This is a genomic window from Maritimibacter fusiformis, assembly GCF_008086115.1.
In the GTDB taxonomy this organism is placed as follows: domain Bacteria; phylum Pseudomonadota; class Alphaproteobacteria; order Rhodobacterales; family Rhodobacteraceae; genus Muriiphilus; species Muriiphilus fusiformis.
On sequence record NZ_VSIY01000009.1, the window covers coordinates 18,051 to 39,734 of the forward strand.

General features: G+C 68.4%; 21 protein-coding genes. 9 read left to right on the forward strand and 12 right to left on the reverse strand.

Annotation, left to right across the window (positions count from 1 at the left end):
• Nucleotides 1-116: 116 nt before the first annotated feature.
• Nucleotides 117-566: a methyltransferase family protein gene (locus tag FVF75_RS10680; RefSeq protein WP_148377972.1), complete on the reverse strand. Its 450-nt coding sequence runs from the start codon at nucleotides 564-566 to the stop codon at nucleotides 117-119.
• 164 nt (nucleotides 567-730) lie between these two features.
• Between FVF75_RS10680 and FVF75_RS10685 the strand changes: the two genes are divergently transcribed.
• The 5 genes from FVF75_RS10685 (at nucleotide 731) to FVF75_RS10705 (ending at nucleotide 6,303) form a co-directional block, all read left to right on the forward strand.
• Nucleotides 731-1,492 carry an SDR family NAD(P)-dependent oxidoreductase gene (locus FVF75_RS10685; RefSeq protein WP_148377973.1) on the forward strand — a complete coding sequence of 254 codons (762 nt, stop codon included), beginning with the start codon at nucleotides 731-733 and terminating at the stop codon, nucleotides 1,490-1,492.
• Nucleotides 1,489-2,682, forward strand: coding sequence for a kynureninase (gene kynU / locus FVF75_RS10690; protein WP_148377974.1), 1,194 nt, complete (start codon nucleotides 1,489-1,491; stop codon nucleotides 2,680-2,682). The genes FVF75_RS10685 and kynU overlap by 4 nt, the downstream gene beginning before the upstream one ends.
• Before the next feature lie 11 nt (nucleotides 2,683-2,693).
• Entirely contained in the window at nucleotides 2,694-3,530 is an 837-nt protein-coding gene (gene kynA / locus FVF75_RS10695; RefSeq protein ID WP_148377975.1) for a tryptophan 2,3-dioxygenase, read from the forward strand.
• A 94-nt stretch (nucleotides 3,531-3,624) separates the two neighbouring features.
• The gene (locus tag FVF75_RS10700; protein ID WP_148377976.1) at nucleotides 3,625-4,092 is read left to right on the forward strand and encodes a (2Fe-2S)-binding protein; all 468 of its coding nucleotides are present in this window, start codon (nucleotides 3,625-3,627) and stop codon (nucleotides 4,090-4,092) included.
• Between the two features lie 3 nt (nucleotides 4,093-4,095).
• The gene (locus FVF75_RS10705) at nucleotides 4,096-6,303 is read left to right on the forward strand and encodes a xanthine dehydrogenase family protein molybdopterin-binding subunit (protein ID WP_148377977.1); all 2,208 of its coding nucleotides are present in this window, start codon (nucleotides 4,096-4,098) and stop codon (nucleotides 6,301-6,303) included.
• Between the two features lie 38 nt (nucleotides 6,304-6,341).
• On the opposite strand, the gene FVF75_RS10710 is transcribed toward FVF75_RS10705, so the two are convergent.
• Together FVF75_RS10710 and FVF75_RS10715 are read right to left on the reverse strand one after the other, a co-directional pair.
• Nucleotides 6,342-8,186 (reverse strand): ABC-F family ATP-binding cassette domain-containing protein, encoded by a 1,845-nt coding sequence (locus FVF75_RS10710; RefSeq protein WP_148377978.1) that lies wholly within the window; start codon nucleotides 8,184-8,186, stop codon nucleotides 6,342-6,344.
• Nucleotides 8,187-8,197: 11 nt separating this feature from the next.
• Nucleotides 8,198-9,490, reverse strand: coding sequence for a homoserine dehydrogenase (locus tag FVF75_RS10715; protein ID WP_148377979.1), 1,293 nt, complete (start codon nucleotides 9,488-9,490; stop codon nucleotides 8,198-8,200).
• A 163-nt stretch (nucleotides 9,491-9,653) separates the two neighbouring features.
• On the opposite strand from FVF75_RS10715, the gene FVF75_RS10720 reads away from it, so the two are divergent.
• From FVF75_RS10720 to FVF75_RS10730, 3 genes are all read left to right on the forward strand, one after another.
• Entirely contained in the window at nucleotides 9,654-10,529 is an 876-nt protein-coding gene (locus FVF75_RS10720; RefSeq protein ID WP_148377980.1) for a LysR family transcriptional regulator, read from the forward strand.
• Nucleotides 10,530-10,638: 109 nt separating this feature from the next.
• A complete protein-coding gene (locus tag FVF75_RS10725; protein ID WP_148377981.1) occupies nucleotides 10,639-11,034 on the forward strand; it encodes a hypothetical protein in 396 nt (131 codons plus the stop codon).
• Nucleotides 11,035-11,084: 50 nt separating this feature from the next.
• The gene (locus tag FVF75_RS10730) at nucleotides 11,085-11,672 is read left to right on the forward strand and encodes a TetR/AcrR family transcriptional regulator (protein WP_148377982.1); all 588 of its coding nucleotides are present in this window, start codon (nucleotides 11,085-11,087) and stop codon (nucleotides 11,670-11,672) included.
• Nucleotides 11,673-11,676: 4 nt separating this feature from the next.
• Here FVF75_RS10730 and FVF75_RS10735 read toward each other — a convergent pair whose 3' ends face one another.
• Nucleotides 11,677-12,057 (reverse strand): OB-fold nucleic acid binding domain-containing protein, encoded by a 381-nt coding sequence (locus FVF75_RS10735; protein ID WP_148377983.1) that lies wholly within the window; start codon nucleotides 12,055-12,057, stop codon nucleotides 11,677-11,679.
• 117 nt (nucleotides 12,058-12,174) lie between these two features.
• Here FVF75_RS10735 and FVF75_RS10740 point away from each other — a divergent pair, with 117 nt between their 5' ends.
• A complete protein-coding gene (locus FVF75_RS10740) occupies nucleotides 12,175-12,498 on the forward strand; it encodes a 2Fe-2S iron-sulfur cluster-binding protein (protein WP_148378221.1) in 324 nt (107 codons plus the stop codon).
• Between the two features lie 103 nt (nucleotides 12,499-12,601).
• Here FVF75_RS10740 and FVF75_RS10745 read toward each other — a convergent pair whose 3' ends face one another.
• The 8 genes from FVF75_RS10745 to ftsZ all read right to left on the reverse strand — a co-directional run bounded on the left by FVF75_RS10745 (nucleotide 12,602) and on the right by ftsZ (nucleotide 21,604).
• The gene (locus FVF75_RS10745; RefSeq protein WP_148377984.1) at nucleotides 12,602-12,859 is read right to left on the reverse strand and encodes a DUF2484 family protein; all 258 of its coding nucleotides are present in this window, start codon (nucleotides 12,857-12,859) and stop codon (nucleotides 12,602-12,604) included.
• Nucleotides 12,856-13,110, reverse strand: coding sequence for a DUF2484 family protein (locus tag FVF75_RS10750; RefSeq protein ID WP_148377985.1), 255 nt, complete (start codon nucleotides 13,108-13,110; stop codon nucleotides 12,856-12,858). The genes FVF75_RS10745 and FVF75_RS10750 overlap by 4 nt, the downstream gene beginning before the upstream one ends.
• 171 nt (nucleotides 13,111-13,281) lie before the next feature.
• Nucleotides 13,282-14,682 carry a UDP-N-acetylmuramate--L-alanine ligase gene (murC, locus tag FVF75_RS10755; protein WP_148377986.1) on the reverse strand — a complete coding sequence of 467 codons (1,401 nt, stop codon included), beginning with the start codon at nucleotides 14,680-14,682 and terminating at the stop codon, nucleotides 13,282-13,284.
• A 23-nt stretch (nucleotides 14,683-14,705) separates the two neighbouring features.
• Nucleotides 14,706-15,818 (reverse strand): undecaprenyldiphospho-muramoylpentapeptide beta-N-acetylglucosaminyltransferase, encoded by a 1,113-nt coding sequence (murG, locus tag FVF75_RS10760; protein ID WP_148377987.1) that lies wholly within the window; start codon nucleotides 15,816-15,818, stop codon nucleotides 14,706-14,708.
• Entirely contained in the window at nucleotides 15,815-16,984 is a 1,170-nt protein-coding gene (gene ftsW, locus FVF75_RS10765; protein WP_148377988.1) for a putative lipid II flippase FtsW, read from the reverse strand. The genes murG and ftsW overlap by 4 nt, the downstream gene beginning before the upstream one ends.
• Before the next feature lie 66 nt (nucleotides 16,985-17,050).
• Nucleotides 17,051-18,739, reverse strand: a complete 1,689-nt coding sequence (recN, locus tag FVF75_RS10770; RefSeq protein WP_148377989.1) for a DNA repair protein RecN — start codon at nucleotides 18,737-18,739, stop codon at nucleotides 17,051-17,053.
• Nucleotides 18,740-18,754: 15 nt separating this feature from the next.
• Entirely contained in the window at nucleotides 18,755-19,669 is a 915-nt protein-coding gene (locus FVF75_RS10775) for an outer membrane protein assembly factor BamD (protein ID WP_148377990.1), read from the reverse strand.
• A 264-nt stretch (nucleotides 19,670-19,933) separates the two neighbouring features.
• Complete coding sequence (ftsZ, locus tag FVF75_RS10780; protein ID WP_148377991.1) at nucleotides 19,934-21,604, reverse strand: cell division protein FtsZ; 1,671 nt, start codon at nucleotides 21,602-21,604, stop codon at nucleotides 19,934-19,936.
• Nucleotides 21,605-21,684: the final 80 nt, after the last annotated feature.

Here is a 21,684-nt window from a genome sequence, read left to right on the forward strand (position 1 = left end):
CCGTTCAACTGACGCCGCGGCAACGGGGGCCGGGCGGTCTCGGTTCTCATTAGTGCACCGCGCCGCGCGATACGACCCGCGAGAGGCCGTTTGCGACCATTTTTCTCATGCCACGCTCACAACCACCTGCGGGTCTGGGCGAACCATTCGCGCGCATCCTCGCCGAAGGTCTTGATGAGGCGGCGTTCCTCGCCCTTGATGAAGCGGATGGTGATGATCCACATGAACAGCGGCACCAGCACCAGCGCCGGCCACACGTCCCACCACAGGATGAAGCCCGCCAGCACCAGCACATCGCCCAGATAGATCGGGTTGCGGCTGAGCCGGTAGATGCCACCCTGCGCCAGCGCCGATGGGTCGCGGCGCGGGATAAAGGTGGTTCTCTGGCGGATCAGTTCGACCGCGCCCAGCAGCATCAGGCCGAAGCCCGCCAGCACCAGACCCGCGCCGACCACGCGCATCGTGATCCAGCCGGTCGCAAGCCCCGGCACCAGTCGATCCAGTCCGTAGGTCAGCAATATCCCCAGCGCCAGCCAGACCGGCGGCAAATCAAGCCATCGCTTCACCTGTCAGATCCCTTCGCGCAACAATCTTTCCCCGGCGCCGGCAGTATCGCGATGATCCTTGCCGATGCAATCCCCGATTCGGACGATATCGCGGGTCGCACAGAAGCCCCTTGCGGCCACGCCCGTGACGGGTAGCGTTGGCGGGCAGCGAATGGGAGGCGAGCATGGCGACACTCACGGCGAAACACGCGCTGGTCACCGGCGGCGGCAGCGGCATCGGGCTGGCGATTGCCCGGGCACTGGCCGAGGCCGGGGCCGAGGTCACGATCACCGGGCGGCGGCGCGAGGTGCTCGATGAGGCCGCGCAGGGCCAGCCCGGCCTGCACCCGCTGATCATGGACGTGACCGACGAGGCATCGGTGGCCGAAGGGATCGCGGCGGCGCGCGCGGCGCATGGGCCGATCGCGATCTGCGTGGCCAACGCGGGCATCGCCGAGGGGCGCTCGCTGGCGAAAACCTCGCTGGAGTTCTGGCGCCAGATCATGGCCACCAACCTCGACGGCGCGTTCCTCACGATCCGCGAATGCCTGCCCGACATGCTGGCCGCCGACTGGGGCCGGGTGATCGCGATGTCCTCGGTCGCGGGGCTGAAGGGGCTGAAGGGGGCACCGGCCTACACCGCCTCGAAACACGGGGTGATCGGGCTGATCCGGTCGCTGTCGGAGGATCACCTGGGCACCGGCGTGACCTTCAACGCGATCTGTCCGGGCTATGTCGACACGCCCATCGTGGCGCGCAACATCGACAGTATCGCCGCGCGGATCGGCGGCGACCGTGACAAGGCTCTGGCGATAATGGTCGGGTCCAACCGGCACAAGCGGCTGCTGGAGCCGGAGGAAATCTCCGCCGCCGCGATGTGGCTGGTCGGGCCGGGGTCGCAGAGCGTGAACGGCCAGACCATCGAGATCGCAGGGGGGCAGATGTGATGGATTTCGCAAGAACGAAGGCGCTGTTTCATCTGCCCGAAGGGGTGACCTACCTCGACGGCAACTCGCTGGGCCCGATGCCGAAAACCGCCGCCGCCCGGGTGGCGCAGACGGTCACCGCGGAATGGGGCGAGATGCTGATCACCGGCTGGAACAAGGCCGGATGGATGGCGCAGCCGCGCGCCCTGGGCGACCGCATCGCGCGGCTGATCGGGGCGGCACCCGGCAGCGTGGTGGTGGGCGACACGCTGTCGATCAAGGTCTACCAGGCGCTGGCCGCGGCGCTCGACCTGCGGCCCGACCGGCGCCGGGTGCTGTCGGACCGGGGCAATTTCCCGACCGATCTTTACATGGCCGAGGGGCTGATCGCCGGTTTGGGCGGGCGGCATGAATTGCAGGTGGTCGACCCCGAGTCGGTGGCCGACAATATCACCGACGACCTTGCGGTGCTGATGCTGACCGAGGTGGATTACCGCACCGGGCGGCGTCACGACATGGCCGCGCTGACGCGCAAGGCGCATGCGGCGGGCGCGCTGGTGATCTGGGATCTGGCGCATTCGGCGGGGGCGTTCGAGGTGGACCTTGCCGGCTGCGACGTGGATTTCGCGGTCGGCTGCACCTACAAATACCTCAACGCCGGCCCGGGCGCGCCGGCCTTCATCCATGTCGCGCCCCGGCTGGCCGGGCGGGTGCGCCCGGCCCTGTCGGGCTGGCTGGGGCACGAGGCGCCGTTCGACTTCGAGATGACCTATCGCCCCGGCGACGGCATCGAGCGGATGCGCGTCGGCACCCCGCCGGTGATCCAGATGGCGGCCCTCGAGGCCGCGCTCGATATATGGGACGGGGTCGACATGGCTGCGCTCAGGGCGCGGTCGGTGGCGCTGTCGGAACGCTTCATTGAAGGGGTAGAGGCCGCCTGCCCCGACCTGCGCCTTGCCAGCCCGCACGACGCGGGCCAGCGCGGCAGCCAGGTGAGTTTCCGCTTTGGCGAGGGCTATGCCGCCATGCAGGCGTTGATCGCCAAGGGCGTGATCGGGGATTTCCGCGCGCCCGACATCATGCGCTTCGGCATCACGCCGCTCTACCTTGACGAGGCCGACATCGACCGCGCGGTGGCGACGATTGCCGCGGTGATGGATGGGCGGCTCTGGGACGATCCCGCCTATCGCCAGCGCGCCGCCGTGACCTGAAGGAGCCCGCCATGACCGACCCCTATGACCCCGCGAAGGACGGCGCGCAGATGCAGTTCGACGGGCGCATGTCCTACGGCGACTACCTGTCGCTCGACGCGATCCTGACGGCGCAGCACCAGCGCTCGGACGCGCATGACGAGATGCTGTTCATCATCCAGCACCAGACCTCGGAGTTGTGGATGCGGCTGGCGCTGCACGAGTTGGGCGCGGCCCGTGACCGGCTGGCGGCGGACGATTTCGGCCCGGCCTTCAAGATGCTGGCGCGGGTGGCGCGGATCTTCGAGCAGCTCAACAACGCCTGGGACGTGCTGCGCACCATGACGCCGGCCGAATACACGCGGTTTCGCAAGGACCTCGGGCAAAGCTCGGGCTTTCAGTCGTGGCAATACCGGCTGATCGAGTTCACGCTGGGCAACCGCAACCCGGCGATGCTGCGCCCGCATGAACACCGGCCCGAGATCCACGCGCTGCTGGCCGACGAGCTGGCCCGGCCCAGCCTTTACGACGTGGCGCTGGGGGCGCTGGCGCGCGCGGGCATCCCCATTCCCGCGGATGTGACGGGGCGCGACCTGGCCCGCCCGCACGAGGCGCATCCCGGCGTGATCGCGGCCTGGCGGCAGGTCTACGAGGCCCCCGAGGCGCATTGGCGGCTTTACGAACTGGCCGAGAAGCTGATGGACTTCGAGGATTACTTCCGCCGCTGGCGCTTCAACCACGTCACCACGGTCGAGCGCATCATCGGCTTCAAGCGCGGCACCGGCGGCACCGGCGGGGTCAGCTACCTGCGTCGGATGCTGGAGGTCGAGCTGTTTCCCGAGCTTTGGCACGTGCGCACCGACCTGTGACTCACCCCCTTGTGATCCGTCCTGACGCGGGGTGCGTAATTGCAGCAAGGCTCCGCGCGACATAGGGTCTGGGATGTGAACACGGGAGGCACGCATGGCATACACGCTCGAAATCAACGGTCAGAGCCACGAGGTCGATCTGCCCGGCGAGGTGCCGCTTTTGTGGGTGCTGCGCGATACGCTGGGAATGACCGGCACCAAGTTCGGCTGCGGCGTGGCCGCCTGCGGCGCCTGCACGGTGCATATCGACGGGGTGGCGGTGCAGTCGTGCCAGACCACGCTGGAAACCGTCGACGGGCCGGTCACGACCATCGAGGGGCTGGGCACGCCGGGCGCGATGTCGGCGATCCAGCGCGCCTGGGTCGAACATGACGTGGCGCAATGCGGCTATTGCCAGTCGGGCCAGATCATGCAGGCCGCCGCGCTCTTGGCCGAAACGCCGGACCCGACCGATGACGAGATCGACGCGGCGATGTGGGGCAACCTGTGCCGCTGCGGCACCTACCCGCGTATCCGTGCGGCGATCCACACGGCGGCGAAAACCATTCAGGCAGAGGGCTGAACCATGGGCAGACTGCGCACATTCACCCGCCGCACCTTCATCGTCGGCTCGGTCGCGGTGGCTGGCGGCGTGGCCTTCGGCGCCTACCAGGTGTTGCGCCCGGCCAAGGGGCCGGGGGCGCCCGAGGACGGCCTGCGCCTCAACCCCTGGGTGCTGATCGACGCCCGCGGCGTCACCGTGATCGTGCCGCGCGCCGAGATGGGCCAGGGGGTGCAGACGACGCTGGCGGCCCTGGTGGCCGAGGAGATGGAGATGCCGCTTGGCGATATCCGCGTCGAGCATGGCCCGCCCGCCGAGGTCTATGCCAACATGTCGCTGCTGATCCCGCGCGACTATGACGCAAAGCGGCCCGGCGCGGTGATGGAGACGCTTTATCAGGCGATGCCCAAGGTGCTGGGCCTGCAGATCACCGGCGGGTCGTTTTCCGCCTTCGACGCCTACGAGCCGATGCGCAAGGCCGGGGCCGCGGCGCGCGAGGTGCTGCGCGAGGCGGGGGCGGCGCGGCTGGGCGTCGGGCTTGACCAGGTGCGGGCCGAGGCGGGGGCGATTGTCGCCACCGATGGCAGCCGCATTCCTTACGCCGATCTGGCCGAGGACGCGGCGAAGATCGAGCCGCCGAAATCGCCGCGCCTGAAAGACCCCGCCGACTGGAGCATCCTGGGCAAAAGCCAGATCCGGCTCGACCAGCCCGCCAAGGCCACCGGCACCGCGACCTTTGCCATCGACGTGCGCCGGCCCGACATGCGCTTTGCCACGGTCAGGATGTCGCCACGGCTGGGCGGCGGCATGGTGTCGTTCGACGCCTCGGTGGCCGAGACCATGCCGGGGGTGGAAAAGGTGGTCGACCTGGGCGATGGATTCGCGGTGGTGGCGACCAACACATGGCTTGCCATGCAGGCCGCCGAGGCGGTGACGGTGGAATGGGGCGCGGCCCCCTACCCCGCCGAAACCGACGCGATCTTTGCCAGGATCGAAGACGCGTTCGCGGACAAGCCCAACATCACCGCCCGCGACGAGGGCGATGTGGAGGCCGACGGGTCCGGCGACCTCGTCGAAGCCGAATACCGCGTGCCGTATCTGGCGCATGCGACGATGGAGCCGATGAATTCGACCGCGCTTTTCACCGGCGACGGGCTGGAGCTGTGGTCGGGCAACCAGGCGCCGATCATGCTGCAAAAGGCCGCCGCCGAGGCGGTGGGGCTGGATCAGGACGCGGTGACGCTGCACACCACGATCATGGGCGGCGGCTTTGGCCGGCGGGCCTCGATCGACTTCGGCGTGATTGCCGCAAGGGTGGCGCAGGCGATGCCGGGCACCCCGGTGCAGGTGACGTGGAGCCGCGAAGAGGACATGCGCCACGACCATTACCGCCCCGGCGCGATCGCGCGCATGGCCGCGCGGCTTGATGGGGGCAAGGTGGCAATGCTGACAGGCGATGTCGCATGCGGCTCGGTGATGGGGTCGCAGATGAGCATTCCGATGGCCGACCGCACCATCGTCGAGGGCATCGGAGATCAGCCGTACCGGATCGAGAACCGGCGCATTCGCGGCTATGCGGCGGACGTGGCGGTGCCGCTGGGCTATTGGCGTTCGGTCGGCAATTCGCAGAATGCGTTTTTCCACGAGAGCTTCATCGACGAGATGGCGCATGCGGCGGGCGCGGACCCGGTCGAGTTTCGCCTCGGCCTGATCCGCCCCGAACACGCGCGCTCGGCGGCGGTGGTCGAGAAGGTGGCCGAAATGGCGGGCTGGACCGGCAAGACGCCCGAGGGCGTGGGGCGCGGTGTCGCCTTTACCCACAGTTTCGGAACGCCGGTGGCCGAGGTGATCGAGGTGGTCGACGAGGACGGGTCGATCCGCATCGCCAAGGTCTGGATCGCCGCCGACATGGGCGTGATCCTCGACCCCGGCAACTGCGAGGCGCAACTGACGGGCGGCTGCGTCTTCGGGCTGACGGCGGCGGTGCATGGCAAGATCACCTTTGCCGACGGCATGGTGAACGAGGGCAATTTCACCGACTACGAGCTCTTGCGGATGTCGAACGTGCCGGAATTCGAGGTGGCGCTGATGGCCAACGCGGACCGCCCCGGCGGGGTTGGCGAGGTCGGCACGCCGCCGGCGGCCCCGGCGCTGGCCAATGCGATCTTCGATCTGACGGGCGAGCGGGTGCGGCAACTGCCGCTGATCGACAGGTTCGATTTCGTGGGGTGATACGGCGCCGCCCGGCGGCATGATGCGCGCCCGCGCGCTCAGGCCACGGCGGCGTCGAGCTTTTCCTGCGCCGAAAGCCACAGGTCTTCGGCGCGGCCGAGGCCTTCCATGACCTCGGCGTATTTCTTCTGCCAGACCTCGATCTCGCCCGGCTTGCCGTCTTCGTAGAGCGCCGGATCGGCCAGCTTTTTCGCCAGTTTGTCGCGCATCGCGTTGAGCTTGCCCAGCCGTTCCTCGCATTTGCGCACCTCGGCGCGCAGCGCCTGCACGGCGTCGCGCGAGGGGCGCGGCGGCTTGGCCTTGGGCTTGTCCGAGGCGGGTTTGTCCGACGACAGCAGCAACCGGCGGTAGGCTTCCAGATCGTCCTCGAACACCTGCACGCGCCCGTCCTTGACCAGCCACAGCCGGTCGGCCACCAGCGACAGCAGGTGCATGTCGTGGCTGACCAGAACCACCGCGCCGGTATAATCCACCAGGGCCTCGACCAGCGCCTCGCGGCTTTCGATGTCGAGGTGGTTGGTCGGCTCGTCGAGGATCAGCAGGTGCGGCGCGTCGAGCGTGGCCAGCAGCAGCGTCAGCCGCGCCTTCTGCCCGCCCGACAGCCGCGCCACCACGGTCTCGGCCTGATCGGCCATCAGGCCGAAACCCGACAGCCGGGCGCGGCCACGGGCCGGGGTCTCGCCCGAGCGCAACCGGCGCAGGTGATCGAGCGGCGTTTCATCGGCGCGCAACTCGTCCATCTGGTGCTGGGCGAAATAGCCGATGCGCAGCTTCGATGACCGCGTGACGCGACCCGACAGCGCCGGCAGGCGGTCGGCCAGCAGCTTCGACAGGGTCGACTTGCCCTCGCCGTTCTTGCCCAGAAGCGCGATGCGGTCGTCCTGGTCGATGCGCAGATCGAGGCGCGACAGCACCGGCTGGCCGTCATAGCCGACGCTGGCGCCTTCCATCGCGATGATCGGCGGCGACAGTTCCTCGGGAGCGGGAAAGCTGAACTTGCGCAGCGCCGCCTCTTGCGGGGTGGCGGTGAACTTCAGCTTTTCGATCATCTTGAGACGCGATTGCGCCTGCACCGCCTTGGACGCCTTGTAGCGGAAACGGTCGACGAAACTTTGCAGATGCGCCTTGCGCGCCGCCATCTTGCGGTTCTCGGCCTCGGCGGCGGCCAGCCGGGCCGCGCGGGTCTCGGCGAAGGTGTCGTAGGGGCCGGAGTAGTAGGTGAGTTTCTTGTCTTCCAGATGCAGGATGCCGCCGACCGCGCGGTTGAGCAGGCCACGGTCGTGCGAGATGATGATAACGGTGTGCGGATAGCGGGAAAGGTAGCTTTCCAGCCACAGCGCGCCCTCGAGGTCGAGGTAGTTGGTGGGTTCGTCCAGCAGCAACAGGTCGGGGCGCGAGAACAGCACCGCCGCCAGCGCCACCCGCATCCGCCAGCCGCCCGAGAAATCGGCGCAGGGCCGGGCCTGGTCGGCATCGTCGAAACCCAGACCCTTGAGGATCGACGCCGCCCGCGCCGGGGCCGACCAGGCGTCGATATCGGCCAGCCGCGTCTGGATCTCGGCGATCCGGTGCGCGTCGGTGGCGCGTTCGGCCTCGGCCATCAGGGCGGCGCGCTCGGTGTCGGCGGCCAGCACCGTGTCGGTGAGCGAGACATTGGACGCCGGCGCCTCCTGCGCGACACCGCCGATGCGCGCGCCCTTGGGCACGGAAATCGCGCCGGTCTCCAGCGTCAACTCGCCCCGGATCAGGCGAAACAGCGTGGTCTTGCCGGTGCCGTTGCGCCCGACCAGGCCGACCTTGTGGCCCTCGGGGATGACAGCCGAGGCATGCACGATCAGCGGCCGGCCCTCGACCGAATAGGATATGTCGTCTATCCGCAGCACGGGTTGTGACCTCAGACCTTCTCGATGCGGATGGCGACCGGCTCGGCCACCACCACGCCGGTGGCGCGCAAGCCTTCGCGGGCGGTTTCGATCTGCGACTTGGCGCAGCGGTGGGTCACGACGATGACCGGCGCGGTGACGGCGTCGTGGCTGTATTGGCGCATCCGGTCGATGGATATTCCGGCCTCGCCCAGGACCGTGGCGACCTTGGCCAGCACGCCGGGCTTGTCCTGCAATTCCAGGCGCAGGTAGTAGGGCGCGGGCACGGTGGCGCGCGCCGGTTTGGCCGGGGCAAGGCGATGCGCGGGGGTGCCGAAGGTCGGGATGGCGATGCCGCGCGCGATGTCGGACACGTCGCCCATCACCGCGCTGGCGGTCGGCCCCTCGCCCGCGCCCGCGCCGCGCAGCACGATCTGGCCGACGCTGTCGCCCTCGATCACCACCATGTTGGTGCCGCCCTCGAGCTGGCCCAGCGGCGAGGTGGCGGGCACGAGGCAGGGGCTCATGCGCTGTTCCAGCCCGCGACCCGTCATCTGCGCCACGCCCAGGAGCTTGATGCGATAGCCCATGTCGGCGGCCTGCTCGATGTCGCGGATCGAGATATGCTCGATCCCCTCAAGCTCGACACCGTCGAAATTCACCTGGGTCCCGAAGGCGATCGAGGCCAGCAGCGCCAGCTTGTGCCCGGCGTCGATGCCGCCCACGTCAAGTTGCGGGTCGGCTTCGAGATAGCCCAGCTTGTCGGCCTCGTCGAACACGGTCTCGTAAGGCAGATCGGCGTCATACATGCGCGTCAGGATGTAGTTGCAGGTGCCGTTCATCACCCCCATGACGCGGGTGATCTCGTTGGCCGCAAGCCCCTCGGTCAGGGCCTTGATCACCGGGATGCCGCCGGCCACGGCGGCCTCGAAGCGCAGCATCACGCCGGCCTTCTCGGCGGCCAGGGCCAGGTCCTGCCCGTGATGCGCCAGAAGCGCCTTGTTGGCGGTCACCACATGCTTGCCGGCGGCGATGGCGGCCTCGACCGCGGCCTTGGCCGGGCCGTCCGAGCCGCCCATCAGCTCGACGAACACGTCGACATCGTCGCGCTTGGCCATCGCCACCGGGTCGTCTTCCCAGTCGTAATGCCCGATCTCGACGCCGCGATCCTTGTCGCGGCTGCGCGCCGAAACGGCGCTGATCGCCACCTGTCGCCCGGTGCGCGCCTCGATCATCGCCGCGTGGCGGCGCACGATCTTGACGACCCCGACGCCGACGGTCCCGAGACCCGCGATGCCGAGGCGGAGGGGATCGTTGTGGGACATGGACGCGCTCCGTTCATCGTGGTTTCGCACCTGTTAGCGAAACCCCGGCGCGGGTGCAATGTGGGGCATCGGCCGCTGTCGTGTCACTGCGTGACGATTTGACGCGCAATCGGTGCCGTGGTGGGTTAGGGTGCGATCAGGGTAACGACGAGACCAAGCGACGATGTCGACCAACTGGGACGATCTCAAGTATCTGCTTGCGGTTGCGCGGCAGGGCACCCTGCTGGCGGCGGCGGAGCGGCTGGGCAGCAACGCCTCGACCGTGTCGCGGCGCATCCAGCGGCTCGAGGCCGACGCGGGCGTGCCGCTGCTGGCGCGGCAGGGCGACCGCTGGGAGCCGACCGGCGAGGCGCGGGCGCTGCTCGACATCGCGCGCAAGCTGGAACTGGAGATGACCGGGGCCGAGCGCGACCTGGCGCGGCGCAGCGAACGTCCGACCGGACGAGTCGTGCTCAACAGCTTTCCGCTGGCGCATGTGATGGCCTTCGCGCCCAATGTCGGCACGTTCTGCGAGATGTTTCCCGAACTCGACCTCGAACTTGAATATTCCCCGCGCCCGCTGAGCCTGGCCAAGGGCGAGGCCGACGTGTCGGTCCGCGAATACGAGCCGACCGAGGGCAAGCTGGTGAAAAGCCGCATCGCCACGGTGCGGGTCGGGCCGTTTCAACTGGCCGATGCGCCGCCGACGATGCGCTGGGTCGGGTTGACGCGCGCCTTCGAGACCAGCATTCCGATGGCACGCGCGCGCGACGTGTTCCAGGGGGCGCCATCGGTGCGCTGCCCCTCGACCACGACGGTGGCGGCGGCGATGATGTCCTCGGGCAAGCCCGGCGTGTTGCCCTCTTGCGTCGCCCGGTTGCATCCGGACCTGCGACCGATCGACTCGCTGGGTGAGCTCAGCGAGCATCCGATCTGGCTGGTCTATCACGAAAGCCGGCGCAGCGACCCCAAAATCGTCAGCGCAATCAACTGGCTGCGCGATATCTTCCCGACACCCAGCCGCTGCCTCTGCGGCCATTGCCCCGCGCTCGACGCCTGATTTTGCGAAAACGCAAAGCCGGGTCCACACTCGTAAGGGTTGTGCGCACCTCAACCAGATGTTTGACTGATCACAAGAGCGGGGGGCACCGCCAAGTGAGGAGGCAGACATGGAGCATGTTGTATCGCAGGCCGGCGCCACGGCGCGGCTGGGGTTGGGGACGTTTTCCGTCCTGATCGCGCTCGCGGGGCTGGCGCCGGGGATTCTGCCCGCCGAATACGCGCATCTTTCACCGAACCTGGAAACCTCGCAGGTCTGGACCGTGCAGGGGTATTTTGCCAGCAACGTAATCCTGCTGCTGTCCGGCATCAAGCTGATGTTCGGCTATTGCACCAAATGCGCCACCGCGCTGGCGCTGACGCTTCTGGCCTTCAACATCTATCTGATCGGCACCGGCTTTGCCGCACCGCTGTGGGCCTTCCTTGTGACCGGCGCCTTCTGCGCGGCGATTCTGGCCTATATCTACGTGCCGAAACTGCGCTGGGATTTCCGTCAGCCGATCTGAGGCGGCATGATGCCCCTATGATCTGAACGTCTGTTCAGTTAATCAGGGGCATGGCCCGCAAGTCAGGATCACACGCCGGCATCACCGGCCCAAGGGTGCGCGACGCCGCCGAGCGGTTGTTCGCGCGCCACGGCTATGCCGCGGTGTCGATGCGCCAGATCGCGGCCGAGGTCGGGGTGCAGGCGGGGGCGCTCTATCTCTACACCCGCGACAAGCAGAGCCTGCTGTTCGACCTGATGCAAAGCCATCTGCGCGACCTGATGCAGGCCTGGCAGGCGGTGCCCGAGGGCGACGGCCCGGCGGCGCGGCTCGAGGCCTTCACCCGGTTTCACATCCGCCACCACCTGGCGCGCCCGGACGCGGTGTTCATCGCCTACATGGAGTTGCGCAGCCTCGAGCCGGAGAACTTCAAGGTGATCGAGGCGCTGCGCAAACGCTATGAGGACGTGCTGGAAGAGATCCTGCGCGACGGCGCGGCGGCGGGCGTGTTCACGGTGCCCGACACCAAGCTGGCGACGATGGCGCTGATCGCGATGCTGACCGGGGTGAACACCTGGTATCGCGACAGCGGACGGCTGAGCCGCGACCGGGTCGAGGACCTCTATTGCGACATGGTGCGGCGCGCGGTCGGGGCCTGAGGCCTCACCCCTCCTGCGGCGGCAGCGCCAGGGTGTCGAGCATCGGCGAGATGTCCTCGATCGTGTCGGCCACGATCTGCACCACGCCGCTGTCGCGCTGAAGCTGGCCGGTCACCCTGAGCGCGCGCCCGGCCACCACCGCGCGGCGAAACCGCTCATAGGTCTTGCGCCAGACGATCACGTTGGCGATGCCGGTCTCGTCCTCCAGCGTGATGAAGATGACGCCGTTCGCGGTGCCCGGACGCTGGCGCACCAGCACCAGCCCCGCCACCGTCACCCGCGCCCCCACCGGCGGGCGGCCAAGCCAGCCGTGCGGCACCGCCGAGGGCGGGCGCGGCCAGCCGCGGGGGGATCGAATCGCGTGATGCTCCATGAGAACGAACATAGAACATTTTGCCCTGCCCGTCACCAGCGCGTGACCTGGATGACGGCGGCGAAAAACGGGGTGGCAGGGGCCGACCGGCTTGGCTACAACGTCCCGGACTTTCACGGAGGCGGCCAGATGGCAAAGATCACCTATATCGAGCACAACGGCACCGAGCATGTCGTCGACGTTCCCAACGGCCTGACGGTCATGGAAGGCGCGCGCGACAACGGCATTCCGGGGATCGAGGCCGATTGCGGCGGCGCCTGCGCCTGTTCGACCTGCCATGTCTATGTCGCCGAGGACTGGGTCGACAAACTGAGCCCGAAAGAGCCGATGGAAGAGGACATGCTCGATTTCGCGTTCGAGCCGGACCCGGTGCGCTCGCGCCTGACCTGCCAGTTGAAGGTCACGGATGCGCTCGACGGGCTGGTGGTGCAGATGCCCGAAAAGCAGATCTAGCGCAGAAATCGGTAAATCTGAATCACTTAACGCTGCCTGAAATCAAAGATTTCAACGCGTTAAGTGATACATTCCGTTGCAGACCAAACCGATTTCGCTCTTGTCAGGCGCCGCCCGGCCTGCCCAGATCCCTGACCCAGCGAACCAGGTAGCGCACCGGCCAGCGCAGCACGCTCATCCCCGCCGCCAGCACGACAAGGCCGATCAGCGGCCCCGACTGCCATGTCACCCATCCGACGATCGGGATGCCGACGGCGATCAGCCCCCAGGCCGCCGGCCAGTGCTGTCGGCGCGACGGAAACATCGCGATGAGGTTGGCGGTCAGCGCCCAGACGCAGGCGGCAATGAGCGAGGCCGTCATCGCGGCAACTCCGGCTTCTGCCCGCGCGCGCGCGCGATCAGGTAGCCCAGCGGGCGGCGCATCATCGACAGGAATGCCGCCAGCGCCAGCCCGGTCCAGACCCAGCCGTTTTCGGCCCCGATCCAGATCATCAGCGGGATCGCGGTGAGCAGCAGGAGCGAGCCGGGGATCATCTGGTAGCGCATCGGCAGAAACGCGGTGACGGTTCCGCCAAGCGCCCAGAGACAGGCGGCAATGAGGGATGGGGTCATGGGCTGGTCTCCGCATGGGTGTCCGGACATGCCCGCGTATCGCTGCTCCGGGCAGCCCCCGTCCGCGGGTGGGGGTGAAGCCCCCGCGCGTGGGGGCGGACGGGGGCTGCCCGGCGGTGCCGGGCATGGCTATCGCTTCGTTTCGCACGTGGCAGGGAATGGCCCATCGCCCTACCCCTCCAGCCGCTTCTGCAACCCCCGCGCCCAGGTCGAGATTGTCCCCGCCCCGAGGCAGACGACGATGTCACCGGGTTTGGCCTCGGCGCGGACCAGGGTTTCGAGGTCGGCCTCGCTGTCGATGGCCAGCGCGTGGCGGTGGCCGTGGTCGGTGAGGGCGGCGACCAGGTCGTCGCGGCTGGCGCCTTCTATCGGGTCTTCTCCGGCGGCGAACACGTCCGAGATGCCGATCACGTCGGCGTCGTTGAAGCAGGTGCAGAAATCGTCGAACAGCGAATGCAGGCGCGAGTAGCGGTGCGGCTGGTGCACCGCGATCACCCGGCCCGTGCTGGCCTGGCGGGCGGCTTTCAACACGGCGGCGATCTCGACCGGGTGGTGGCCGTAGTCGTCGATGATCGGCGCGCCGTTCCATGTTCCCACGCGGGTAAAGCGGCGGTTGACGCCGCCGAAGGCCGCCAGCGCGGTGCGGATCTCATCCGCGGTCATGCCAAGGTGGCGCGCCACCGCGACCGCCCCCAGCGCGTTGGAGACGTTGTGATCGCCGGGCATCGGCAGGGTGCAGCCCTCGATCCGCGTGCCCTCGGCGTGCAGTTCTATGTCGAACTTCGCGCGCCCGTCCTCGTAGCGCAGGTTGACCGCGCGCACGTCGGCCTGGGCGTTGAAGCCGAAGGTGACGACGCGCCGGTCCGTCAGCTTGCCGACCAGCGCCTGCACCTCGGGGTGATCGGTGCAGAGCACCGCGAGGCCGTAGAACGGGATATTCGAGACGAAATCGAGAAAGCCCTGGTGGAGCGCTTCGACCGAGCCCCAATGCTCCATATGCTCGGGGTCGATGTTGGTGACGATGGCGATGGTGGCGGGCAGGCGGTTGAAGGTGCCGTCGCTCTCGTCGGCCTCGACCACCATCCACTCGCCCGCGCCCATGCGCGCGTTCGAGCCATAGGCGTGGATCACGCCGCCGTTGATCACCGTGGGGTCGATGCCGCCGGCGACCAAGAGTTCGGCCACCAGCGTCGTCGTCGTGGTCTTGCCGTGGGTGCCGGCGACCGCGATGTTGGACTTGAGCCGCATCAGCTCGGCCAGCATCTCGGCCCGGCGCACCACCGGCAGGCCGCGGGCGCGGGCGGTGTCGAGCTCGGGGTTGCCGGGCTTGATGGCCGAGGAAATTACCACCACCTCGGCGCCGTCGAGGTTGTCGGCCTTCTGGCCGATGAAGATGCGCGCGCCCAGCCCGGCCAGACGATCCGTGATGGTGGATTTCTTGAGGTCGGAGCCCTGCACCTCGTAGCCGTGGTTGATCAGCACCTCGGCGATGCCCGACATGCCGATGCCGCCGATCCCGACAAAGTGGATCGGCCCCATCTGGCTGGGAAGTTTGGTTGCCGTCGCGGTCATGCGTCGCCCTTTTTTCAGTCTGGCTATGCGGTCCGGCCCCTGGCTGCAAGCTCTTCGACCAGCGCCACCAGCGCGTCGGTGGCGTCGGGCTTGCCCAGGCTCAGGGCGGCCCTGGCCATTTGCTCGGCCCCGGCGGGATTGTCCAGCACCGCGGCAATCTGTTCGGTCAGGGTGGCAGCATCCAGCCGCGATTGCGGGATCAGGATGGCGGCCCCGGCCTCGACCAGCCCGCGGGCATTGGCGCTCTGGTGGTCGCCGGTGGCGTGGGGATAGGGGATCAGGATCGCGGGCCGCCCGATCACCGTCAGGTCGGCCACGGTCGAGGCCCCGGCGCGCGCGATCACCAGTTGCGCCTCGCTGATGCGCTTGGGCACGTCGTGAAAGAACGGCTGAACCTCGGCGCGGATGCCGTGGTGGTGGTAGTAGTCCTGCACCCGGTCGCCGTCGGCGTCGCGGGCCTGGTGGCTGACCGAGATGTGCTGCAAAAGGTGCTCGGGCAGCGCCGCGATGGCCTGCGGCACCACGTCCGACAGCACCTGCGCGCCCTGGCTGCCGCCGATCACCAGGATCTGCATCGGGTAGTCGCCGGGCGGGATATAGCCCGCCCCGGCGCGGTCGAGGATGGCGCCGCGCACCGGGTTGCCGGTGTGAACGGGATGCGCGCCCTCGGGGATCGGCGCCGTGGGCCATGTGCCGCAGGCGAGCCGGTCGACCCGGCGGGCAAAGAAGGTGTTGACCCGGCCCAGCACGCCGTTCTGTTCGTGGATCATCCGGGGCAGTCGCATCAGCCGCGCCGCCGCCAGCGCCGGGATGGTGGGATAGCCGCCAAAGCCCACCACCACCGCCGGGCGGTCGCGCCGCATCCGGCGGATGGCGCCGATCACGCCGGTGGCGATGCGCAGAGGCACCAGCGCGCGCGCAAGGATGCCGCCGCGCGAAAAGCTGGCCGACGAGACCTGTTCGACCTTGACCACATGCGGGAAGCCGCCGGTGTAGCGCGCGCCGCGCGCGTCGGTCGAGAGCTTCACCCGCCAGCCCCGCCGCAGCATCGCCTCGGCCAGCGCCTGGGCCGGGAACATATGCCCGCCGGTGCCTCCGGCGGCGATCACGATCAGGGGGGCGCGCGGCTCGGTCATCGGCGCCGTCCGGTGGACAGGATGTCGCCGATCCGCCCCTGCGGGCGGGTGCGGGTGAAGGCAAGCAGCATCCCCGCCGCCAGCCCGGTGGCGATCAGCGACGAGCCGCCGTAGCTGACGAACGGCAGGGTCATGCCCTTGGCGGGCAACAGCCGCACCGCCACCCCCATGTTGATCAGCGCCTGCACCCCCAGCATCGCCGCCAGCCCGGTGCCGGCAAGGCGGATGAAGGTGTCACGCTCGGCCAGAAGCCGCATGAAGCTGCGCACCACGACGATGGCATAAAGCGCGATGATCACCAGCACCAGGATCAGCCCGTATTCCTCGGCGGCGACCGCGATGATGAAATCGGTGTGGGCATCGGGCAGCGACCATTTCACCTGCCCCTCGCCGACCCCGACGCCGAAGAACCCGCCCTCGCGGATGGCGTTGGTGGCATAGCCAAGCTGGGTGGTGGGTTCGACCTCGGGGGTCAGGAAACCGTCGATGCGGCGGGCGAAATGCTCGGAGTTTTCATAGGCGATCATGCCGCCCAGCACCACCACACCGGCGATGCCCATGATCAGGATATAGGGCGCACCGGCCAGGAAATACATCACCCCCCAGCCGAACAGGACCAGCGCCGCCTGCCCGAAATCGGGCTGCATCGCCAGGAACGCCACGATCACCAGGGTCAGCGCCAGCGACATCGACTTGCCCGGCGGGCCGCCGATTTCCTGGCTCGCGGCCATCAGCCAGGCCACGGTGATGACGAACACGGGTTTGAGGAACTCGGACGGTTGCAGCGACGCGAAGCCCAGCGAATACCAGCGCACCGCGCCCTTGCCGAAGTCGGTGCCAAGCGCGGGCAGCATGGCCAGCGCGGCGAAGGCGAGGAAAAACCCGATCACCGCCAGACGGCGCACCATCTGCGGCGACATCATGGTGGTGGCGAACATCACGGTGAAGGCGATCACGCCGAACACCACCTGGCGTTCGACATAGTGAAACGGCGCCAGCCCGTTGCGCTCGGCCAGCGGCGGCGAGGCGGCCAGCCCCAGCAACAGCCCGATCGCGAACAACAGAAGGATCGCCGAGATCGACCACTTGTCGATCGTGCGCCACCAGCGCGGCAGAATCGGATCGCCGTCCTGCCGCGGTGCCGCGCCATATACCATCTCGGTCATGAGAAACGCCCGATTACTGCCTCTGCCCTGCCCGGTTTTCCGGGTCTGGGGCGAGTCTAGCGAAAATCACCCCGTCGCGCCAGAGCTTGTTGCCGCCCGGGGCGCGCCCAGCAGCGCCCGGGCGGCGGCGCGCGCGGCGTCGGTCACGGTCTCGCCCGCGAGCATCCGCGCCACCTCGTCGATCCGGGCGGCGGCGTCCAGCGGGGTGACGCGGGTGCGGGTCTGGCCGCCGCTGACGGCCTTTTCCACCCGCCAGTGATGCGCGCCACGGGCCGCGACCTGCGGCGAATGGGTCACCACCAGCACCTGCCCGCCCTCGCCCGCCAGCGTCATCAGCCGGTGCCCGACCGCGTCCGCGGTGGCGCCGCCGACGCCGCGGTCGATCTCGTCGAAGATCATCGTCAGCCCAGTGGCGTCGCGGGTCAGGCAGACCTTGAGCGCCAGCAGAAAGCGGCTGAGTTCGCCGCCCGAGGCGATCTTGTTGAGCGGGCCGGACGGCGCGCCGGGGTTGGTGGCGACGGTGAAGGTGACCGCATCGACGCCTTCGGGGCCGGGGGCTGTGGGGGCGATTTCCGTTGCGAACACAGCACGTTCCATCTTGAGCGGGGCCAGTTCCGTGCCCATCGCGGCATCGAGCGCCTGCGCCGCGCGGGCACGGGCGGCGCTGAGGCGGGCGGCGGCGGCGTCATAGTCGGCCCGGGCCGCGTCGCGGGCCGATGTCAGCGCCGCGATGTCGCCAGCGCCCTTGTCGAGGGCCGCCAGCTTCGCCGCGATCCCGGCGGCGAAATCGCCCAGATCGTCCGGCGCGACGCCGTGCTTGCGGGCGGCGGCGCGGATGGCGAACAGGCGTTCCTCGACCCGCTCCAACTCGCCGGGGTCGAAGGCGAGTGTCTCGAGCGCGGTCTCGACGCCCTGGGTGGCCTCGCCAAGTTCGGCCAGCGCGCGCGTCACGGCCTCGATCGGGGCGTCGAGCGTGTCGCCCGCCTTGTCGGCCACCGCTTCGAGCCAGCGCAGGGCGTCGCCCATCCGCCCCTCGGCCCCCTCGCCCGGACCAAGCGCCTGGGCGGCTTTCTGCACATCCTCGCCGATCCGCTGCCCGGCCTGCATCTGGCGGCGGCGGGTGTCGAGGTCGGCATCCTCGCCGGGTTCGGGGGCGAGCTTTTCCAGCTCGTCCCAGGCGTGGCGCAGAAAGTCTTCCTCGTCGCGGGCGGCGGCCAGGCGGGCCTCGGCCTCGGTCAGCGCCTTGTCGGCCTCGGCCAGTGCGCGCCAGGCGGTGCGGGTGGCGGCGCGGTCGGGGCCGAGATCGCCGAAACTGTCGAGAAGGTCGCGGTGAACGCGCGGATTCAGAAGGCCGCGGTCGTCCTGCTGGCCGTGCAGTTCCACCAGCGTGTCGGACAGCGCGCGCAGCACGTCGCCGGAGGCGCGGCGGTCGTTGACCCAGGCGGTCTTGCGCCCGTCGGTGCGGTTGGTGCGTCGCAGGATCAGCTCGTCGCCCGCCGGGATGCCGGCCTCGTCCAGCACCGCGCGGGCCGGGTGATCGGCCTCGAGGTCGAACACCGCCACCACCTCGCCCTCGTCGGCTCCGGCGCGCACAAGGTCGGCGCGCCCGCGCCAGCCCAGCACGAAGCCCAGCGAATCGAGCAGGATGGACTTGCCCGCCCCGGTCTCGCCGGTCAGCACGTTCAGACCCGGCCGGAACTCCAGTTCCAGCCGGTCAATGATAAGCACGTCCCGGATGTCGAGATGTCTAAGCATGGGGCCAAAAGCCGCCTACAGCCACTCGCCCTTGATCAGCTGGCGATAGAGCGCGGTCAGCCAGTTGCTGCCCTTGGCCTCGGGCTGGAGCCCGGCCTTGGTCAGAAGTTCGTAGCTGTCCTCATACCACTTGGTCGAGCGGAAGTTGTGGCCCAGGATCGCGCCCGCCGTCTGCGCCTCGTCGGTGAAGCCCAGGATCAGGTAGCTCTCGACCAGCCGGTGCAGCGCCTCGGGCGTGTGCGAGGTGGTCTGGAACTGCTCGACCACGACGCGGAAGCGGTTGATGCCGGCGGTGTAATGCTTGCGCTTGAGGTAGTAGCGCCCGATTTCCATCTCTTTCGCGGCCAGGTGGTCGAAGGCGAGATCGAATTTCAGGATCGCCGAGCGGGCATATTCGGTGTCGGGATACCGCTCGATCACGTCGCGCAGCGCCTGCAACGCCTGGAAGGTCAGGCCCTGGTCGCGGCCGATCGCGTCGATCTGGTCGTAATAGCTGAGGGCCAGAAGATACTGCGCATAGGCCGCATCCTCGTCGCCCGGATAGAAGTCGATGAAGCGCTGCGCGGCGGCGCGCGATTCCTCGAATTCGCCATCCTTGTGGAAGGCATAGGCCTGCATCACCAGCGCGCGCTTGGCCCAGCTGGAATAGGGATACAGACGCTCGACCTCGCCGAACCACTTGGCGGCGCTGTCGAAATCGCCCTCTTCAAGGTCGAATTCGGCGCGCTTGTAGATCTCTTCGGCGGTGTATTCCTCGATCGGTTTCGACTCGACCGCGTTGCCCCCGAACAGGTTTGAAAACCAGCCGCCGCCGCCACCGCCGCCGCTGCATCCGGCCAGCGACACGGCCAATACCGTGATCGCGGCCCCCTGAGCGGTCCGTTTCAGCGCGCTGCGCCTTGCCTTTTCGTCCTGCCGCGTATCCCCCATGGCCCGCGCCTACCCCGTGCAAGTGATTCACACCCAGACCTAGTGGGTCCGGGTCGGATTGCTCACATCCCTAGCACATAACTTCCCGGGGCAAAATGGTTTCGGCCCGGAATTTGTCATGCTGTTGCGCATCTTTCGCATCGCCCCGTCGCGGTGGGTGACGGCGACAGATCGCGGGTGCGAAACGGCGTGGGAAATGAGTATGTGCAAACGAAAAAAGGGCCGGCGCTGAGGCCGGCCCTGTCGCGTGTCTGTCATGCCCGCTCAGTTCGCCTGGCGGCGCAGGAAGGCCGGAATTTCGACCCGCTCATGCTCGGGGTCGCTTTCGGGGTCTTCGTGATAGCCCGACTTGACCGGCGGTTGCTGGCGCGGCGAGGACTGCGTCTGCTCGCCGCCGCCGGAATGCCCGGTCATGCGGTTGATCAGCGAATTGATGCCAAAGCGCGGCTTGTTCGGCTCCTGCGGCGCGCGCGGGTCCGATGCGGTGGCGGCGGCGGGCTGTTCATGCTCGCGCCGCGGCGTGCGCTGGACCGCAGCCTGCAGGCGGGCCATCGCCTCGGGCGACGGTGCGCCGGGGGCCGGGGCCTTGGGGGCGACGAAACGCGCCACTTCCGGCTGTTCGCCGCGCATCGGGCGGGTCGGCTGCGGCTGGTGGCGGTATTCGGGCTGCGGCTGGTAGGCGGGCGGCGGCAGGTCGCCACCGGCTTCCTCGGCCGGGAAGATGTTCTCGGCCTGCTCCTCGGCGGCGGCGGCGGTCGCGTCGATGCCCTCGTCGAAGAAGGATTGCTGCGGCTCGTCGGCGTAGTCGCCTTCGGATTCGTAGTCGTCGAAGTGATGGCCGGTTTCGATCGCGGCGGCTGCGGCGATGGCCTGGGGTGCTTCGCTTTCGAGCTTCTGCTCGACCTCGTCGGGGGTGTGCAGCGGCTCGGACATGCGGCGGCGCGGCACCGGCATGTCGGAATAATGCTCGTTCGCGTCGATGCCGGTGGCCACGACCGAGACGCGCATCCGCCCCTCGATCTCGGTGTCCAGCGTCGAGCCGACGATGATGTTGGCGTCGGGGTCGACCTCTTCGCGAATCCGGTTGGCGGCCTCGTCCAGTTCGAACAGGGTCAGGTCATAGCCGCCGGTGATGTTGATCAGCACGCCGCGCGCGCCCTTGAGCGAGATCTCGTCCAGAAGCGGGTTGGCGATGGCCTTTTCGGCGGCCTGCACGGCGCGATCCTCGCCATCGGCTTCGCCGGTGCCCATCATCGCCTTGCCCATCTCGTCCATCACCGCGCGCACGTCGGCGAAGTCGAGGTTGATCAGGCCCGGGCGCACCATCAGGTCGGTCACGCCCTTGACGCCCTGGTAGAGCACGTCGTCGGCCATCGAGAAGGCTTCGGTAAAGGTGGTCTTCTCGGTCGCCATCCGGAAAAGGTTCTGGTTCGGGATGATGATCAGGGTGTCGACCATCTTTTGCAGCGCCTCGACGCCTTCCTCGGCCTGGCGCATCCGCTTGGCGCCTTCGAACTGGAACGGCTTGGTCACGACGCCGACGGTCAGAACGCCAAGTTCACGCGCCGCCTGGGCGATGATCGGCGCGGCCCCGGTGCCGGTGCCGCCGCCCATGCCGGCGGTGATGAAACACATATGCGCGCCGGCCAGGTGATCGACGATCTGTTCGATCGATTCCTCGGCCGCCGCCGCCCCGACCGAAGCGCGCGCCCCTGCCCCGAGACCCTCGGTCACCTTCACACCCATCTGGATGCGGTTGGGTGCCTTGGCCTGCTGAAGCGCCTGGGCATCCGTGTTGGCGACAACGAAATCGACGCCCTCAAGGGCCTTGTCGATCATGTTGTTCACGGCATTTCCACCCGCGCCGCCGACGCCAAACACGGTGATCCGCGGTTTCAGTTCATCCTGCGCTGGCATGGTGAGGTTCAATGTCATGATCTTCCGCCTGTCCTTTGCGTTCTGTCCCGTCCCGCCACTTCCGGACGGGTTGTCCACTCCTGACGGAATCTAAACGC

Coding starts and splice junctions, on each gene's coding strand:
- FVF75_RS10685 (WP_148377973.1), top strand. CDS start 731: ATGGCGACACTCACGGCGAAACACGCGCTGGTCACCGGCGGCGGCAGC.
- kynA (WP_148377975.1), top strand. CDS start 2,694: ATGACCGACCCCTATGACCCCGCGAAGGACGGCGCGCAGATGCAGTTC.
- FVF75_RS10700 (WP_148377976.1), top strand. CDS start 3,625: ATGGCATACACGCTCGAAATCAACGGTCAGAGCCACGAGGTCGATCTG.
- FVF75_RS10705 (WP_148377977.1), top strand. CDS start 4,096: ATGGGCAGACTGCGCACATTCACCCGCCGCACCTTCATCGTCGGCTCG.
- FVF75_RS10715 (WP_148377979.1), bottom strand. CDS start 9,490: ATGTCCCACAACGATCCCCTCCGCCTCGGCATCGCGGGTCTCGGGACC.
- FVF75_RS10720 (WP_148377980.1), top strand. CDS start 9,654: ATGTCGACCAACTGGGACGATCTCAAGTATCTGCTTGCGGTTGCGCGG.
- FVF75_RS10725 (WP_148377981.1), top strand. CDS start 10,639: ATGGAGCATGTTGTATCGCAGGCCGGCGCCACGGCGCGGCTGGGGTTG.
- FVF75_RS10730 (WP_148377982.1), top strand. CDS start 11,085: ATGGCCCGCAAGTCAGGATCACACGCCGGCATCACCGGCCCAAGGGTG.
- FVF75_RS10735 (WP_148377983.1), bottom strand. CDS start 12,057: ATGTTCGTTCTCATGGAGCATCACGCGATTCGATCCCCCCGCGGCTGG.
- FVF75_RS10740 (WP_148378221.1), top strand. CDS start 12,175: ATGGCAAAGATCACCTATATCGAGCACAACGGCACCGAGCATGTCGTC.
- FVF75_RS10745 (WP_148377984.1), bottom strand. CDS start 12,859: ATGACGGCCTCGCTCATTGCCGCCTGCGTCTGGGCGCTGACCGCCAAC.
- FVF75_RS10750 (WP_148377985.1), bottom strand. CDS start 13,110: ATGACCCCATCCCTCATTGCCGCCTGTCTCTGGGCGCTTGGCGGAACC.
- murC (WP_148377986.1), bottom strand. CDS start 14,682: ATGACCGCGACGGCAACCAAACTTCCCAGCCAGATGGGGCCGATCCAC.
- murG (WP_148377987.1), bottom strand. CDS start 15,818: ATGACCGAGCCGCGCGCCCCCCTGATCGTGATCGCCGCCGGAGGCACC.
- ftsW (WP_148377988.1), bottom strand. CDS start 16,984: ATGACCGAGATGGTATATGGCGCGGCACCGCGGCAGGACGGCGATCCG.
- recN (WP_148377989.1), bottom strand. CDS start 18,739: ATGCTTAGACATCTCGACATCCGGGACGTGCTTATCATTGACCGGCTG.
- FVF75_RS10775 (WP_148377990.1), bottom strand. CDS start 19,669: ATGGGGGATACGCGGCAGGACGAAAAGGCAAGGCGCAGCGCGCTGAAA.
- ftsZ (WP_148377991.1), bottom strand. CDS start 21,604: ATGACATTGAACCTCACCATGCCAGCGCAGGATGAACTGAAACCGCGG.